The sequence below is a fragment of the Pseudomonas sp. CAN1 genome (genome assembly GCF_030462585.1).
Taxonomy (GTDB): domain Bacteria; phylum Pseudomonadota; class Gammaproteobacteria; order Pseudomonadales; family Pseudomonadaceae; genus Pseudomonas.
This window is the reverse complement of sequence record NZ_JASMRU010000005.1, coordinates 1-14,803: the sequence shown is the minus strand read 5'-3', so window position 1 is coordinate 14,803 and position 14,803 is coordinate 1. Positions and strand designations below refer to the sequence as shown.

The 14,803-nt window shown below is 64.1% G+C and carries 14 protein-coding genes; 6 read left to right on the top strand and 8 right to left on the bottom strand.

The window, feature by feature from the left end; all coding sequences use genetic code 11:
• Window positions 1–22 precede the first annotated feature (22 nt).
• Window positions 23–817: an adenosylmethionine decarboxylase gene (gene speD / locus QO207_RS08920; protein ID WP_138525630.1), complete on the top strand. Its 795-nt coding sequence runs from the start codon at window positions 23–25 to the stop codon at window positions 815–817.
• A 58-nt stretch (window positions 818–875) separates the two neighbouring features.
• On the opposite strand, the gene coq7 is transcribed toward speD, so the two are convergent.
• Together coq7 and QO207_RS08910 are read right to left on the bottom strand one after the other, a co-directional pair.
• Entirely contained in the window at window positions 876–1,523 is a 648-nt protein-coding gene (coq7, locus tag QO207_RS08915) for a 2-polyprenyl-3-methyl-6-methoxy-1,4-benzoquinone monooxygenase (protein ID WP_301532099.1), read from the bottom strand.
• A gap of 91 nt (window positions 1,524–1,614) precedes the next feature.
• On the bottom strand, window positions 1,615–1,953 hold the full coding sequence (locus tag QO207_RS08910) for a histidine triad nucleotide-binding protein (RefSeq protein WP_301532098.1): 339 nt from the start codon (window positions 1,951–1,953) through the stop codon (window positions 1,615–1,617).
• A 93-nt stretch (window positions 1,954–2,046) separates the two neighbouring features.
• Here QO207_RS08910 and QO207_RS08905 point away from each other — a divergent pair, with 93 nt between their 5' ends.
• On the top strand, window positions 2,047–3,528 hold the full coding sequence (locus QO207_RS08905; RefSeq protein WP_301532097.1) for an AAA family ATPase: 1,482 nt from the start codon (window positions 2,047–2,049) through the stop codon (window positions 3,526–3,528).
• 26 nt (window positions 3,529–3,554) lie between these two features.
• Here QO207_RS08905 and QO207_RS08900 read toward each other — a convergent pair whose 3' ends face one another.
• The 4 genes from QO207_RS08900 to hemJ form a co-directional block, all read right to left on the bottom strand.
• Window positions 3,555–4,343: an SDR family oxidoreductase gene (locus QO207_RS08900; protein ID WP_301532096.1), complete on the bottom strand. Its 789-nt coding sequence runs from the start codon at window positions 4,341–4,343 to the stop codon at window positions 3,555–3,557.
• 55 nt (window positions 4,344–4,398) lie between these two features.
• Entirely contained in the window at window positions 4,399–5,532 is a 1,134-nt protein-coding gene (locus tag QO207_RS08895; RefSeq protein WP_301532095.1) for a DUF805 domain-containing protein, read from the bottom strand.
• Window positions 5,533–5,637: 105 nt separating this feature from the next.
• Window positions 5,638–6,606 (bottom strand): nitronate monooxygenase family protein, encoded by a 969-nt coding sequence (locus QO207_RS08890; RefSeq protein ID WP_301532094.1) that lies wholly within the window; start codon window positions 6,604–6,606, stop codon window positions 5,638–5,640.
• Window positions 6,607–6,625: 19 nt separating this feature from the next.
• Window positions 6,626–7,051, bottom strand: a complete 426-nt coding sequence (hemJ, locus tag QO207_RS08885; protein ID WP_301532093.1) for a protoporphyrinogen oxidase HemJ — start codon at window positions 7,049–7,051, stop codon at window positions 6,626–6,628.
• 217 nt (window positions 7,052–7,268) lie between these two features.
• Between hemJ and QO207_RS08880 the strand changes: the two genes are divergently transcribed.
• The 3 genes from QO207_RS08880 (at window position 7,269) to erpA (ending at window position 10,186) form a co-directional block, all read left to right on the top strand.
• Window positions 7,269–8,576, top strand: a complete 1,308-nt coding sequence (locus QO207_RS08880; RefSeq protein ID WP_301532092.1) for a chloride channel protein — start codon at window positions 7,269–7,271, stop codon at window positions 8,574–8,576.
• 89 nt (window positions 8,577–8,665) lie between these two features.
• Window positions 8,666–9,700 (top strand): N-acetyl-gamma-glutamyl-phosphate reductase, encoded by a 1,035-nt coding sequence (argC, locus tag QO207_RS08875; RefSeq protein WP_301532091.1) that lies wholly within the window; start codon window positions 8,666–8,668, stop codon window positions 9,698–9,700.
• Between the two features lie 135 nt (window positions 9,701–9,835).
• The gene (gene erpA / locus QO207_RS08870; protein WP_045212604.1) at window positions 9,836–10,186 is read left to right on the top strand and encodes an iron-sulfur cluster insertion protein ErpA; all 351 of its coding nucleotides are present in this window, start codon (window positions 9,836–9,838) and stop codon (window positions 10,184–10,186) included.
• 57 nt (window positions 10,187–10,243) lie between these two features.
• On the opposite strand, the gene QO207_RS08865 is transcribed toward erpA, so the two are convergent.
• Window positions 10,244–11,335, bottom strand: coding sequence for an anhydro-N-acetylmuramic acid kinase (locus QO207_RS08865; RefSeq protein ID WP_301532090.1), 1,092 nt, complete (start codon window positions 11,333–11,335; stop codon window positions 10,244–10,246).
• Window positions 11,336–11,338: 3 nt separating this feature from the next.
• Window positions 11,339–12,784, bottom strand: coding sequence for a peptidoglycan DD-metalloendopeptidase family protein (locus tag QO207_RS08860; protein WP_301532089.1), 1,446 nt, complete (start codon window positions 12,782–12,784; stop codon window positions 11,339–11,341).
• Window positions 12,785–12,966: 182 nt separating this feature from the next.
• On the opposite strand from QO207_RS08860, the gene tyrS reads away from it, so the two are divergent.
• Entirely contained in the window at window positions 12,967–14,166 is a 1,200-nt protein-coding gene (gene tyrS / locus QO207_RS08855; RefSeq protein WP_301532088.1) for a tyrosine--tRNA ligase, read from the top strand.
• The last annotated feature ends 637 nt before the right edge of the window (window positions 14,167–14,803 follow it).

Genomic DNA, 14,803 nt, shown 5'->3' with positions numbered 1-14,803 from the left:
ATTTGATGAGAGTTATCCCACGGTGAAAAGCAAACTCAAGCTCCACGGGTTCAACAACCTGACGAAGACCTTGAGCTTCAACATCTATGACATCTGCTATGCCGAGACGCCTGAAGACCAGCAGGCCTACGTGCAGTACATCGACGAAGAGTACGATGCCGAACGTCTCACGCAGATCCTCACCGATGTTGTCGACATCATTGGCGCAAACATCCTGAACATCGCCCGTCAGGATTACGATCCGCAAGGCGCCAGCGTAACCATCCTGATCTCCGAGCAGCCGGTCACCCCGACCGACAGCCAGATCGAGGAATCCCCGGGGCCGCTACCGGAAACCATCCTGGCGCACCTCGACAAGAGCCATATCACCGTACACACCTATCCGGAGATCCATCCGGTGGAAGGCATCGCGACCTTCCGGGTGGACATCGATGTGTCGACCTGCGGCGTCATCTCGCCGCTCAAGGCGCTCAACTACCTTATCCACCAGTTCGACTCGGACATCGTCACCGTGGATTACCGCGTACGCGGTTTCACCCGCGACGTGGAAGGGAAGAAGCACTTCATCGACCACGAGATCAACTCGATTCAGAACTATCTCTCCGACGACACGTACGAGGCCTACCAGATGACCGACGTGAACGTGTACCAGGAGAACCTGTTCCACACCAAGATGCTGCTCAAGGAGTTCGACCTGGACAATTACCTGTTCGGGGACGCGACGCGCAACCTGTCGCCCGAGCAGCGCAAGCAGGTGGAAGAGCGTGTTCGCCACGAAATGCTGGAGATCTTCTACGCGCGCAACATGCCGCGCTGATTCTCCCGCCGATGAAAAAAGGGCGCCCATTGGGCGCCCTTTTTCGTTTCGGTACCGATCAGATCCGGTAGGTGGACTTGGTCATCACCTTGGACAGCAGCGTCATGCCGAACTTTACCGGCGCCGGGAAGCGCAGGCCGCCGGCCTCGATGGCGCTGGTAGCGTGGTGTTCCTCGTCCTGGCGCATCTGTTCGAGGATGGCGCGGGACTTCTGGTCCTCGGCGGGGATTTCCGCCAGGTGCTCGTCCAGATGTTTGCACACCTGGTCTTCGGTGGCGGCGACGAAGCCGAGGCTGACGCGGTCGCTGATCAGCCCGGCGGCGGCGCCGACGCCGAACGACAGGCCGTAGAAGATCGGGTTGAGCACGCTCGGGCGGCTGCCCAGCTCGCGGATGCGCTGCTCGCACCAGGCAAGGTGGTCGACTTCCTCGTCGGCGGCTTCTTCCATGGCCTTGCGCACCTTCGGCAGCTTGGCGGTCAGCGCCTGGCCCTGGTACAGCGCCTGGGCGCAGACCTCGCCGGTATGGTTGATGCGCATCAGGCCGGCGACGTGGCGGGCATCGGTGTCGCTGAGGTCGCTGTCGGGCTGGACGATGGCGGGCGACGGGCGCCCCGGATGGCCGCTGAACGGCAGCAGGGTGCGCAGCGCGGCATCGGCCTGCAGGAGGAAACGATCAGCGGGGGAGTAGTGACGGTCGGCGGACATGGCGCACCTCCGATAAGGAACATTCGCCCGGCAGTTTACCGGATGGCGGATGACAGGTCTTGCCGAGGTGCGCGCAGCTTCTTTCCGATACTCAGCCCGGCGGCCAGTTCATCTGGCGCTGACCCAGCACGTGCATATGGATGTGGTGCACGGTCTGGCCGCCGAGGTCGTTGCAGTTCATCACCACGCGGAAGCCTTCGTCGCAGCCCTGCTCCTTGGCCAGGCGCTGGGCGGTGAAGAGGATGTGCCCGGCCAGCGGCTTGTCCGCCTCGGTCAGGTCGTTGAGGGTGGAAACGTGCTTCTTCGGGATCACCAGGAAATGCACCGGCGCTTGCGGGCCGATGTCATGGAAGGCGATCACCTGGTCATCTTCATAGAGCTTGCGCGCGGGAATCTCCCCGGCGACGATCTTGCAGAACAGACAGTCCACGAAATGCTCCTCCAGCCATAAGGGTAGGAGCACGAGTTTAGCGGCCGTCGACCGCTGCGCCCAGTTCCGGGCCGGCCAACGCAAGGAGCGAGCGTGCAGAACGACATCCATGACCTGGGCCTGGTGCTGGATTCCAGGGTCAAGCTGATCGTCATCGAGTCCTGGGATGAGCCCCGCGTGCTGGAGACCTTGACCGGCCTGGCGGTGCGTCGAGGGCTCAATCTGCAGCTGTGGYCGGCGACCGAAGGCCTGCAGCGCCTGGGTTTCGGCGGCGAGCCCCAGGGCGAGACCGATAGCCGCGAGGCGGAAAATGCCCTGCGGCTGATCAAGGCCGATCCGCAGCCCAACCTCTATGTGCTCTGCGACCTGCATCCTTACCTCGTGGACAACCCTCGCGCGGTGCGCCTGCTCAAGGAAATCGCCATGGCCGAGGGCAATTTCCGTCCTACGGTGGTGCTGGTCTCCCACGCGCTCAAGTTGCCGGCCGAGGTCCAGCGCTTCGCCGCGCACTTTGCGTTATCCCTGCCCTCGGAAGATGAGCTGGTAGGACTGGTGCGCGAGGAAGCGACGCGCTGGAGCGAGCGCAACCGTGGTGCGCGAGTGCGCACGGACAATCGCACGCTCCGCCAGGTGGTGAAGAACCTGCGTGGCCTGACCCACGGCGAGGCCCGCCTGCTGGCGCGCAGCGTGATCTGCAATGACGGGGCGATCACCCAGGAAGACCTGCCGGAACTCAACCGCACCAAGTTCGAGCTGCTCAACCTCGACGGCGTGCTCAGCTTCGAACACGACACCGCGCGTTTCGCCGAGGTCGGCGGGCTGGCCAACCTCAAACGCTGGCTCGGCGAGCGGCAGAGCGCCTTCACCGAGGGCAAGGACAAGGACCTGCCCAAGGGCGTGCTGCTGGTTGGCGTGCAGGGCGGTGGCAAGAGTCTGGCGGCCAAAGCGGTGGCGGGCCTCTGGGGGCTGCCGTTGCTGCGCCTGGACTTCGGCAGCCTCTACAACAAGTTCTTTGGCGAGACCGAGCGCAACCTGCGCGAGGCTTTGCGTCTGGCCGACAGCATGGCGCCCTGCGTGCTCTGGGCTGACGAGATCGAGAAGGGCGTGGCCACCGGCGACCAGGACAACGGCGTCAGCCAGCGCGTGCTCGGCACCCTGCTGACCTGGATGGCCGAGCGCAAGGCGCCAGTGTTCATGGTCGCCACCGCCAACGCGATCGATCGGCTGCCGCCGGAGCTGGTGCGCAAGGGGCGCTTCGACGAGCTGTTCTTCGTCGACCTGCCGGACCCCGAAGTGCGCAAGGATATCTTCCGTATCCACCTGGCGCGCCGGGAGCTGGACGCAGGTCAGTTCGACCTTGGGCAACTGGCCGACGCGGCAGACGGCTTCTCCGGTGCGGAGATCGAGCAGGCGGTGGTCGGCGCCTTCTATGCCGCCCAGGCGCGTCAGAAGGCTGTGGACCAGTCGCTGCTGCTGGAGGAAATTCGCCGCACCGCGCCCTTGTCGGTGGTGATGGCGGAAGAGCTGGCGGCCCTGTGCAACTGGGCCGACGGGCGCACGGTGATGGCTGGCTGAGAGCTGGTCGAGGGCTGGCTGAGGGCTCAGCCGGCCAGTGCCAGGCGGTTGATGCGCCCGGCCAGCTTGCGCATGGCCCAGCGCGGCAGCAGGCGCACGCCGCAGGCGAACAGGCGGTTGCGCCAGCCGGGGATGATCAGCGCGGGCGCGCGGCGCAGGGCCTTCACCGCGAGGAAGGCGACTTCCTCGGGGGACATGACACGCTTGCCGTTGTCCAGCTTGCCCAGGCGCATGTCGGCGTTGCGGTAGAAAGCGGTGCGGGTCGGGCCAGGGCAGAGCACCGAGACCTTGATGCCGCGTCCTTTCAGTTCTTCGCGTAGGCCCTCGGAGAAGTGCAGCACGAAGGCCTTGCTGGCGAAGTAGCTGCTCATCCATGGGCCGGGCAGCAGGCTGGCCATGGAGGCGACGTTGAGGATACGCCCGCCGCCACCGCGCTCCATCATCGCGCCGATGCCGTGGCACAGGCGCGCCAGGGCGAGGACGTTGAGCTCCAGCAGCTCCTGCTCGCGGGACCAGTCATGATCGAGGAAGGCGCCTGAAGTGCCGACGCCGGCATTGTTCACCAGCAGCTCGATCTGCCTTCCGCTCTGCTCCAGTTCATGCAGCAGCCCGGATATCTGCAGCGGCTCGGAGAGGTCGCAGACGCGGAACAGCACCTCGACCCCGAAGCGCTGGGACAGCTCGCAGGCGGCAGTCTCCAGCGTGTCGCGCTGGCGCGCCACCAGGATCAGCGCCTGGCCGCGGCGGGCGAGGGCTTCGGCCAGGGCCAGGCCGATGCCGCTGGAGGCGCCGGTGATGAGGGCAAAACGAGGCATTCAGGAGTCTCTGTGGCGGGGTGGCGTTCGACCACGCCCGCCACGGGTTGTTGCATTACTGTTCGGAGCTGTCGCCGCTGTCCGAATCGCCGCCTTCGGTGTCGCCGCTGTTGAACTGGTCATCCGAGGATTCGGGGACCGCGGCGGGGTCGGCTGGCGCTTCGTCCTGCTGGTACTGCTCGTACTGGGCGCTCTCGGCCTTGTCCAGATAGCTCTGGTAGGCCGGGATGGCGATGGCCGCGAGGATACCCAGGACCGGGACGATGAGCATGGTCCAGGCCAGCACCACGACGCCACGGCTGTTCGGCGGCGGCGGCGGGCCGAAGCGGTTCGGGCCGCTGGTACCGGGGATCAGCAGCATCAGCAGCGGGAACACGCTGCCGACGACGGGAACCAGGTTGAGCAGCATCAGCCAGCCGGACCAGCCGATGTCATGCAGACGCTGCACGCCGATCATGATGCAGACCACCACGTAGGCGATGAAGGCGACCACCGCGACAGCGCCGACCAGGTAACCCAGGGTGTTGCTCAGGGCAAAGGCTGCGCCGGTCAGGGCGAGGATGGCGAAGAACACCAGGAACATCGCCATGCTCCAGCCCAGGTAGCGCACACGACCGATCCGGCCATTGGTGGTAGCGACCTTGAGTTCGCCGAACTCGGGCAGCTCTTCACCGACCTGTGCCTGCGGCGGGGCGTAGGGCGAGGCGGCGCTGGACGGCGTTGCGGCCGGAGCAGCAGGGGCTGCCGGCTGCGGATTGGCCGCCAGCTCAGCCTGGCGCGCCAGGTACTTCTCGATGACGATGCCGCAAGCGCTGCATTCGATGGCGCTGGCCTGCTCGTGGCCGCACTTGGGGCAGGTCATGCGCTCGTTGCTGGTGGCCTCGCCTGCCGCACGGGCGGCGAGGGTCGCTTCGCTGGGGTGATCCTCGGTTTCCACCAGGCTCAGGCCGGCGGCACCGTCGGCTTCCTTGCGGGCGTTGGCTCCGGCGCCTTGCAGCGCGCGCAGGTACTTTTCGGCTTCGTCATCGGACAGATCGCGCTTGAGCACCACTGGCTGGCCGCTGAACAGCGCGTCGATCTTCGACGTGTCGCTCTTGAACAGACGGGCGAGGTTTTCCTTGGCGGTTTCCAGTGGCGTCTGCGGCATCAGTGCGCCGTCGAAGACGATCTTGAAGCGGGTTTGGTCCATCGGGGCATCCTTGTCGGCGGGCTATGGTGGAGTCGATACAGCGTAAACAAGCCGCCGGGGGGCAACAAGCGCCCCGGCGGGTACAACGGTGAGCCGTGTCGCAGCTCAGACCAGCAGTTGGTTGGAGAGGCCGGCGCTGCGGGTCAGGGCCTGGCGGTATTCATGGTCGAGACGGGCAATCAGTTCGCCTATGGACGGCAGGTCGCGGATGTCACCGACGCCCTGGCCAGCCGACCACACGGTCTTCCAGGCCTTGGCCTCGTCGCTCACCGGCTTGAGCTTCTCGCCGTAGTTGAGCGAGCCCTTGTCGTTCAGCCGTTGCATGTCGAAGCCGGCGGCTTCCAGGCTCTGCCGCATGAAGCTGGCCGGCACGCCGGATACCGCCGGGGTGTGGATGATATCGGCCGCGCGGGCGTCGAGCAGCATGTGTTTGTAGTCCTCGGAAGCTGCGCTCTCGCGGGTGGCGATGAAGCGCGTGCCGAGGTAGGCGAGGTCGGCGCCCAGCACCTGGGCAGCAAGGATCTCGTGGCCATGGTTGATGCAGCCGGCGAGCAGCAGGGTCTTGTCGAAGAACTGGCGGATTTCCGCGACCAGCGCGAAGGGGCTCCAGGTGCCAGCGTGACCACCGGCGCCAGCGGCCACGGCGATCAGCCCGTCGACTCCGGCCTCGGCCGCCTTCTCGGCGTGGCGGCGGGTGGTCACGTCGTGGAACACCAGGCCACCGTAGCTGTGTACGGCGTCCACCACCTCGCGCACGGCGCCCAGGCTGGTGATGACGATGGGCACCTTGTGCTCGACGCACAGCTTGAGGTCTTCCTGCAGGCGCGGGTTGGTGTTGTGGACGATCAGGTTGACCGCGTAGGGCGCGGCCTGCGGGTCGGCAGCCAAGCCGGCCTCGATCTCTTCCAGCCAGGCCTTGAAGCCGCTGCTCTCGCGCTGGTTCAGCGCCGGGAAGCTGCCGACTATGCCGCTCTTGCAGCAGGCCAGCACCAGTTGCGGGTTGGACACCAGGAACATCGGCGCCGCCACCAGGGGAATGCGCAGGCGGCGGTCGAGCAGGGCGGGCAGGGACATGAACGTCTCCTTGTCGGGGTCAGAAGGGTTTGACGACCACCAGGATCACGATGGCGATCAGGAACAGCACCGGCACTTCGTTGAGCCAGCGGTAGAACACATGGCTGCGGCCATTCTCGCCACGGGCGAAGCGCTTGAGCATGGCGCCGCAGGCGTGGTGGTAACCGATCAGCAGCACCACCAGGGTGAGCTTGGCGTGCATCCAGCCCTGGGTCAGCCAGGCCGGATTGAGGTAGAGCATCCAGGCGCCGAGGACGATGGTGAGGATCATCGACGGGCCCATGATGCCGCGGTACAGCTTGCGTTCCATGACGCAGAAGCGCTCGCGGCTGGCGGCGTCCTCGCTCATGGCGTGGTAGACGAACAGGCGCGGCAGGTAGAACAGGCCGGCGAACCAGCAGACCACGGCAACGATGTGAAAGGCTTTGAGCCACAGGTAGAGCATCGGGACTTCCTCGGATCACGGTGAGCCGATAGTAGTGGCGCCGTGCAATGGCGTCATCCCTGCGTCTATTACACTGGGGTGGTTATCGCCCGAACCGTCCGTGGCGCATTGCCGCGCACGCCGCATGGCATCCGGAAGATGCCAGGCTCCCCCGCTTATGTCCGAAGCCGATACTCCCGAGACGCCGACTCCACCGCCTGGCGAAGTTGCTGAGCGCTTGACTCCCAAACGTCCGCTGGCGCGACATCCCCTGCTGCGCCAATGGCGGCGCAACCTGGCGTTCTGGCTGGGGGCGCTGCTGGTTGGCCTGGTGGCGCTGGCCTTCGCCCATCTGGCGGACCTGGCCAGCGCGACCTTCCGTGCTGTGGTCGCGCACAGCCACTGGTGGCCGTGGCTGCTTTGCCCGGCGGGCTTCGCGGGCCTCGTATGGCTGACCCAGGGCGCGCTGAGGAATACCCGTGGCAGTGGCATTCCCCAGGTGATCGTGGCGCTGGAACAGCGCAGCAGCCGCACGCGCAACGCCTTGCTATCGGTGCGGATCGCCGTGGGCAAGTTGCTGATGACCCTGCTGGCGCTGCTGGTCGGGGCTTCGGCCGGGCGCGAGGGGCCGACCGTGCATATCGGTGCCGCGCTGATGTATTCCTTCGGCCGGCGCCTGGGGCTCTACGACAAGCGCACCGTCTCCGGCCTGATCATCGCCGGCGGCGCGGCGGGCATCGCTGCGGCCTTCAATACACCTCTGGGCGGGGTGGTCTTCGCCATCGAGGAACTGAGCCGCACCTTCGAGCAGCGCTTCAGCGGGCTGGTGCTGACCGCCGTACTGCTGGGCGGCATGGTCACGCTCGGGCTGATGGGCAGCTACAGCTACTTCGGCCGGCTCTCGGAAAGCATGCCGTTGGGGCCGGCGTGGATTGCCGTGGTGGCCTGCGGAGTGCTGGGAGGCTTGCTGGGTGGTCTGTATTGCCGGCTGGTGCTGCCGACCCAGCGCGGGCCGCTGGCCTTCATCAGCCGCTGGCGCGGGCGCTGGCCGATCCGCTTCGCCGCAGCCTGTGGGCTGGTGCTGGCGCTGCTTGGGCTGCTGTCCGGGCAGCATGTATTCGGCACCGGCTATGCCGAGACCCGTTCCATCCTCGAAGGACAGCCGGTGGTAGGGCACGAATTCCTGCTCTGGAAGTTCATCGCCAACGTGATCTCCTTCATCGCCGGCATCCCTGGCGGCCTGTTCTCGCCCTCGCTCACCGTCGGCGCCAGCCTGGCGCCCTGGCTGACGCCGCTGATCCCCGGGGCCAGCCTGCCGGCGGTGGCGCTGCTGGGGATGTCCGCCTACCTCGCCGGGGTGACGCGTACGCCGCTGACTGCGACGGTGATTACCGTCGAGATGTCCCACAGCCCGGATATGCTGATCCCGATCCTCGCTGCAACGCTTCTGGCCAGTGGCGTCTCCGCGCGACTGAACCCTTTACCCATCTACCACGCACTCGCCCGTCAGATGCAGGAAACCCTGGCTGCGGGCAAAGGGTCGTAAACCTGCGCGGATTCGCTCTGTTCAGCAGGGGCAGCGACTCATATCATGGTTGCCCCTGAATTTGGCCCCATAGGTGGAGTGACAGGCAGATGATCAAGGTCGGTATCGTAGGCGGTACGGGTTATACGGGCGTGGAACTGCTGCGCCTGCTGGCACAGCATCCCCAGGCGCGCGTCGAAGTGATTACCTCGCGTTCCGAGGAGGGCGTGAAAGTCGCCGACATGTACCCGAACCTGCGAGGCCACTACGACGGCCTGGCCTTCAGCGTGCCGGACGTGAAGCGTCTGGGCGAGTGCGATGTGGTGTTCTTCGCCACCCCGCACGGCGTAGCCCATGCCCTGGCCGGCGAGCTGCTGGCCACCGGTACCCGGGTGATCGACCTGTCCGCGGACTTCCGCCTGCAGGACGCCGAGGAGTGGGCCAAGTGGTATGGCCAACCTCACGGCGCGCCGGAGCTGCTGCCCGAGGCCGTCTACGGCCTGCCGGAAGTGAACCGCGAGGCCATCAAGGGCGCGCGACTGATCGCCGTTCCCGGCTGCTACCCGACTGCGACCCAGCTCGGCTTCATCCCGCTGCTGGAGAACGGTCTGGCCGATACCAGCCAACTGATCGCCGACTGCAAGTCCGGCGTCAGTGGCGCCGGCCGTGGCGCCAAGGTCGGTTCGCTGTTCTGCGAGGCTGGTGAAAGCATGATGGCCTACTCGGTGAAGGGCCACCGTCACCTGCCGGAAATCAGCCAGGGCCTGCGTCGCGCGGCCAAGGGCGATGTCGGCCTGACCTTCGTGCCGCACCTGACCCCGATGATCCGTGGCATCCACTCGACCCTTTACGCTCGCGTTGCCGACCGTAGCGTCGACCTGCAGAAGCTCTATGAAGAGCGCTACGCCAACGAGCCGTTCGTCGACGTGATGCCGGCTGGCAGCCACCCGGAGACCCGCAGCGTGCGTGGCGCCAACGTCTGCCGCATTGCGGTACACCGTCCGCAGGGCGGCGACCTGGTGGTGATCCTTTCGGTGATCGACAACCTGGTGAAGGGCGCGTCCGGCCAGGCGATCCAGAACATGAACATCCTCTTCGGCCTGGACGAGCACCTCGGCCTGTCCAACGTCGCGCTGCTGCCGTAAGGAAAGACTGCCGCGGAAGGCGGTCGATTGATCTGGACCAATGGATGAGTCGGATTAGTTGACCGTTTTTCTGGGGTAAGCGGATAATGGTCCGCAATGTTGTAACGTACGGCTTCGGCCGGGAGAGTTTTCACCATGACCATCGAAACCTTCACCCCCACTCCGCTGATGTTCTCGCAAGGCGCTGCGAACAAGGTGAAGAACCTGATCGACGAAGAAGGCAACCCGCGCCTCAAGCTGCGGGTGTTCGTCACGGGCGGTGGCTGTTCGGGCTTCCAGTACGGCTTCACCTTCGATGAGGACACCGCGGACGACGACACCATCGTCGAGCGCGACGGTGTCAACCTCGTGGTCGATCCGATGAGCTTCCAGTACCTTGCCGGTGCGGAAGTGGACTACCAGGAAGGCCTCGAAGGTTCGCGGTTCGTCATCAAGAACCCGAACGCAGCGACCACCTGCGGCTGCGGTCAGTCCTTCTCGATCTGATTGCACAGAAGCAAAAACGCCGCGCATCTGCGCGGCGTTTTTGTTTGTGCGCCGAACTCAGGCCGGGTAGAGCGCGCCTAGAATGCGCGGCCCCTGCGCGGCGGTGACTTCCGGGCAGTTGCCCGGCTCGCGCTCAAGGAATCGATGGGCCAGCCAGGCGAAGGCCATGGCCTCCATCCATTCCGGCGGTACGCCACGGTCTAGGCTGCTGATCACGCTGGCGCCCGGCATGTGTGCGGCCAGACGGCGCATCAGCGTCGCGTTGAAGGCGCCGCCACCGCAAACCACCACTTCCTCGCAGCCGGGCTGCGCATCCAACAATGCCGCGGCGATGCTCTGGGCGGTCAGCTCCAGCAGGGTCGCCTGTACGTCTTCGGCCTTTACCGAGGTGTGAGTGGCGAGGATCGCGTTCAGCCAGTTCAGGTTGAATCGCTCGCGACCGGTGCTCTTCGGACCCTTGGCGGCGAAGAAGTCGTCAGCCAGCATCTTCTGCAGCAGCGGTTGGTCGATGTTGCCGCTGGCTGCCCAGGCGCCGTCGCGGTCGTAGGCTTCGCCGCGCTGCTGGTGAATCCAGGCATCCAGCAGGACGTTGCCCGGGCCGCAGTCGAATCCGCGTACTGGTTTGCCTGGGCTCAGTAGCGAGACATTGCTGAATCCGCCGACGTTGAGGATTGCGCATTCGCGCTCATCGCTGCCGAACAGCGCCTGGTGGAATGCCGGCACCAGCGGCGCGCCCTGGCCGCCGGCGGCAACATCGCGGCGGCGGAAGTCGGCCACCACGTCGATTCCGGTGAGTTCGGCGAGCAGGGCGGGGTTGCCGATCTGCACGGTGAAGCCCAGGTGCGGCTCGTGACGGATGGTCTGGCCGTGGCTGCCGATGGCGCGTATGGCGCCGGCTGGCAGGTTCTCGCGGGCGAGAAGTTCATTGATGCCCTGGGCCGCCACGCGCACCCAGCTGTTCTCCGCGAGGGCGGAACGGGCGATTTCGTCAGGGCCGGAGGAGCAGAGGGCCAGGAGATCGGCACGCAGTGCCGCAGGCATGGGAAGGTAGTGCGAGGCGAGCAGAGTGGTCCGCTCGCCTTGGTCGATCAGGGCGATGTCCAGCCCGTCGAGACTGGTGCCGGACATCACCCCCAGGTAGCGCGGCATGGCTCAGCGCTTGTTCAGGGCCAGGAAGGTTGCCTTCTCCTGGTCCATCCGTGCGATCAGCGGTTGCGCCTGCGCCATGAAACGCTTGCGCTCCGGGCCGCTCAGCGGGTCGGCGGTGGGCAGCTTGGCACTCAGCGGGTCGACGTGCTGGCCGTTGACCTGGAACTCGTAGTGCAGGTGCGGGCCGGTCGCCAGGCCGGTCATGCCGACGTAGCCGATGATCTGGCCCTGCTTCACTGCCACGCCGGAGCGGATGCCCTTGGCGAAGCGGCTCATGTGGCCGTACACGGTGCGATAACGCTGGCCGTGCTGGATCACCACCGCGTTGCCATAACCACCCTTGCGGCCGGCTTCGAGAATCTTGCCATCGCCGGTCGCCTTGATCGGGGTGCCGATCGGCGCTGCGTAGTCCACACCCTTGTGTGCACGAATCTTGTTCAGGATGGGATGGAAGCGCCCCATCGAGAAGCGCGAGCTGATGCGGGCGAAGTCCACCGGGGTGCGGATGAACGCCTTGCGCATGCTGCTGCCATCGGCGCGCAGGTAGCTGGTGCTGCCCTGTTTGCTGGTGTAGCGCACCGCGGTGTATTCCTTGCCGCGGTTGACGAAGCGCACCGCGAGGATGCTGCCGGTGCCGACCTGCTTGCCCTGCACCTGCTGGGATTCGTAGATCACGTCGAACGAATCACCTTCGCGAATATCCTGGGCGAAGTCGATGTCGTAACCCAGGATGTTGGCCATCGACATGATCAGGTCATGGGACAGGCCAGCATTCTTGCCGGCAACGAACAGCGAACTGTCGATGCGGCCGTGGGCATAGTTGGCGTGTACCGAAGGCTTGACCAGGTCGCGCTTGAAGTCATAGCCCTTGGCGGACTTGTTCAGGCTGATGGTCTCCAGGTCGCTGCGCTTGACCTTCAGGCCCTGCAACTCGCCCTTGGCATCGATAAGGAAGTCCACGTCCTGGCCGACATCCAGACGGGTGAACTGCTTGGCGTCCTTGTTGGCGGCAAGCATGTCGTGCACGGCGTTCGCCGGCAGGCCGGCCTTCGCGAACACGTTGGAAAGAGTGTCGCCCTTGCCCACGGTCACGCTCTTCCAGGCAGGTTCAGCCGGAGCGGAGGGGGAGGGTTGCTGGTTCGAATCGGCGAGAGCTTTGTTCTTCTGCGCGTCTTTTTCGGCGCTGTTCTGGTTGTCCGGCTGGCCTTCTATCTGTGCAAAAGGCGAAGAGCCGCTGTCTTCCGTGACCGGATTGGGTCGGAGGTCGTCTTTTTCCTGAAGGATCTGCTCGGTGCCGCTCTCCAGCTCGAGGTTGAGCGTGGTCTTCTTCGCTTCGACCTCGGCCGAAGGGAACACCAGCAGAGCCAGGCTGAGGAGCGCTGCTACACCGCTTGCGGCCAGCAGATGGCTCTTCGGGTAGTACGGCGCTTTCTGATCGGATTGCGTCATGGCGTGAGTGGTGTTTTTGGAATGTGAAATAACTGCCTAAAATATAACCAAATTCCCTCTGAAGCAACCCTGATGTCGGGGTTCTGACGTCCTGTCCTCTGGCGCTGGGCAAAACTTGTTTTTAGTGTCTGTTCTTGTATCGTTGGTTCCCTTTCGCAATTCGCAACGTACAGGAACCTGCAATGAAGTCGGTCGAAGAGCAGCTGGCGCTGATCAAGCGCGGAGCAGACGAAATTCTCGTGGAGGCCGAGCTGATCGAAAAGCTCAAGCGCGGCCAGCCCCTGCGTATCAAGGCCGGCTTCGACCCGACCGCCCCGGACCTGCACCTCGGGCACACTGTTCTTATTAATAAGCTGCGCCAGTTCCAGGAGCTGGGCCATCAGGTCATCTTCCTGATCGGCGACTTCACTGGGATGATCGGTGACCCCAGCGGGAAGAGTGTTACCCGTCCACCCCTCACTCGCGAGCAGGTTCTCGACAACGCCGAGACGTACAAGGCGCAGGTCTTCAAGATCCTCGACCCCGCGAAGACTGAAGTAGCCTTCAATTCCACCTGGATGGACCAGCTTTCCCCCGCTGATTTCATTCGTCTGGCTTCCCAGTACACCGTTGCCCGAATGCTGGAACGCGATGACTTCAGCAAACGCTATGCCAGCAATCAGTCCATCGCCATCCACGAGTTCCTCTATCCGCTGGTTCAGGGCTACGACTCGGTAGCGCTGCGCGCGGACGTCGAGCTCGGCGGCACCGACCAGAAATTCAACCTGCTGATGGGGCGTGAACTCCAGCGTGCCTATGATCAGGAGCCGCAGTGCATCCTGACCATGCCGCTGCTGGAAGGCCTGGACGGTGTGAAGAAGATGTCCAAGTCCCTGGGCAACTATATCGGCATCCAGGAAGCGCCGGGTGTCATGTACAGCAAGCTGGTCTCCATCCCCGACACCCTGATGTGGCGTTACTTCGAGCTGCTCAGCTTCCGTTCGATGGAAGAGATCGAGGGCTTCAGGAAGGATGTCGAGGCTGGCGCCAATCCGCGCGACATCAAGATCAAGCTGGCGGAAGAGATCGTTGCTCGCTTCCATGGCGAAGAAGCTGCCGCTTCCGCGCACAAGTCCGCTGGCAACCGCCTTAAGGAAGGCGAGCTGCCGGAAGACCTGCCGGAAGTGGAAGTTGCCGCAGCGGAAGACCTGCCCATCGGCGCCGTCCTTAATAAGGCAGGCCTGGTGAAGAACTCCGCCGTTGCTCGCGATCTACTGTCCTCTGGTGGCGTGCGGGTGGATGGCGAGGTCGTGGATCGCAGCTTCGTCTTCAAGGTGGGTGCAAGCCACGTGCTGCAGGCTGGCAAGAAGGCCTTCGCGCGCGTCTCCCTGGTCGCTGAATGAAGAAAGTTTAAATTAGTCGTTGACGGCCAATTTAAACTCCCTATAATGCGCACCACTCCCAGCGACGAAGCGCTGAAAGAACTTGAAAATCAAGTACTTACAGAGATTCGAAGATGGGAGTGGTGGTCAGGCGGGTGATTCACTTGCCGCCTTCTGCAGCTGCTCCGGCAGCGAGCTGAAAGGAAGGTCGCCGAGGTGCTTGACAGTGAGTTTGATCGCTGTAGAATGCGCCTCCCGCTGATGAGAAGGTTTCCTTCGCTGAAGCACAAGCGATTGAGTAGAAAAGAAATTTTCGAAAAATAAAGCTTGACGGAAAGAGAGGTTAGCGTAGAATGCGCGCCTCGGTTGAGACGAAAGCCTTAACCAACTGCTCTTTAACAAGTTGAATCAAGCAATTCGTGTGGGTGCTTGTGATGTAAGACTGATGATCGACTGATTATCAGCAACGCAAGTAACACTCGTGAATTCGAGAGTTTTAGCTCTTTAAATAGAGCATGCGATTGCTGAGCCAAGTTTAGGGTTTTCTCAAAACCCAAGCAGTATTGAACTGAAGAGTTTGATCATGGCTCAGATTGAACGCTGGCGGCAGGCCCTGAAGAGTTTGATCATGGCTCAGATTGAACGCTGGCGGCAGGCC

What these genes read in the sequence shown, in the direction of transcription:
- coq7 (WP_301532099.1), bottom strand. Translation starts at nt 1,523, where the DNA reads ATGTCCGCCGACCGTCACTACTCCCCCGCTGATCGTTTCCTCCTGCAG.
- QO207_RS08900 (WP_301532096.1), bottom strand. Translation starts at nt 4,343, where the DNA reads ATGCCTCGTTTTGCCCTCATCACCGGCGCCTCCAGCGGCATCGGCCTG.
- QO207_RS08895 (WP_301532095.1), bottom strand. Translation starts at nt 5,532, where the DNA reads ATGGACCAAACCCGCTTCAAGATCGTCTTCGACGGCGCACTGATGCCG.
- QO207_RS08890 (WP_301532094.1), bottom strand. Translation starts at nt 6,606, where the DNA reads ATGTCCCTGCCCGCCCTGCTCGACCGCCGCCTGCGCATTCCCCTGGTG.
- hemJ (WP_301532093.1), bottom strand. Translation starts at nt 7,051, where the DNA reads ATGCTCTACCTGTGGCTCAAAGCCTTTCACATCGTTGCCGTGGTCTGC.
- argC (WP_301532091.1), top strand. Translation starts at nt 8,666, where the DNA reads ATGATCAAGGTCGGTATCGTAGGCGGTACGGGTTATACGGGCGTGGAA.
- erpA (WP_045212604.1), top strand. Translation starts at nt 9,836, where the DNA reads ATGACCATCGAAACCTTCACCCCCACTCCGCTGATGTTCTCGCAAGGC.
- QO207_RS08865 (WP_301532090.1), bottom strand. Translation starts at nt 11,335, where the DNA reads ATGCCGCGCTACCTGGGGGTGATGTCCGGCACCAGTCTCGACGGGCTG.
- QO207_RS08860 (WP_301532089.1), bottom strand. Translation starts at nt 12,784, where the DNA reads ATGACGCAATCCGATCAGAAAGCGCCGTACTACCCGAAGAGCCATCTG.
- tyrS (WP_301532088.1), top strand. Translation starts at nt 12,967, where the DNA reads ATGAAGTCGGTCGAAGAGCAGCTGGCGCTGATCAAGCGCGGAGCAGAC.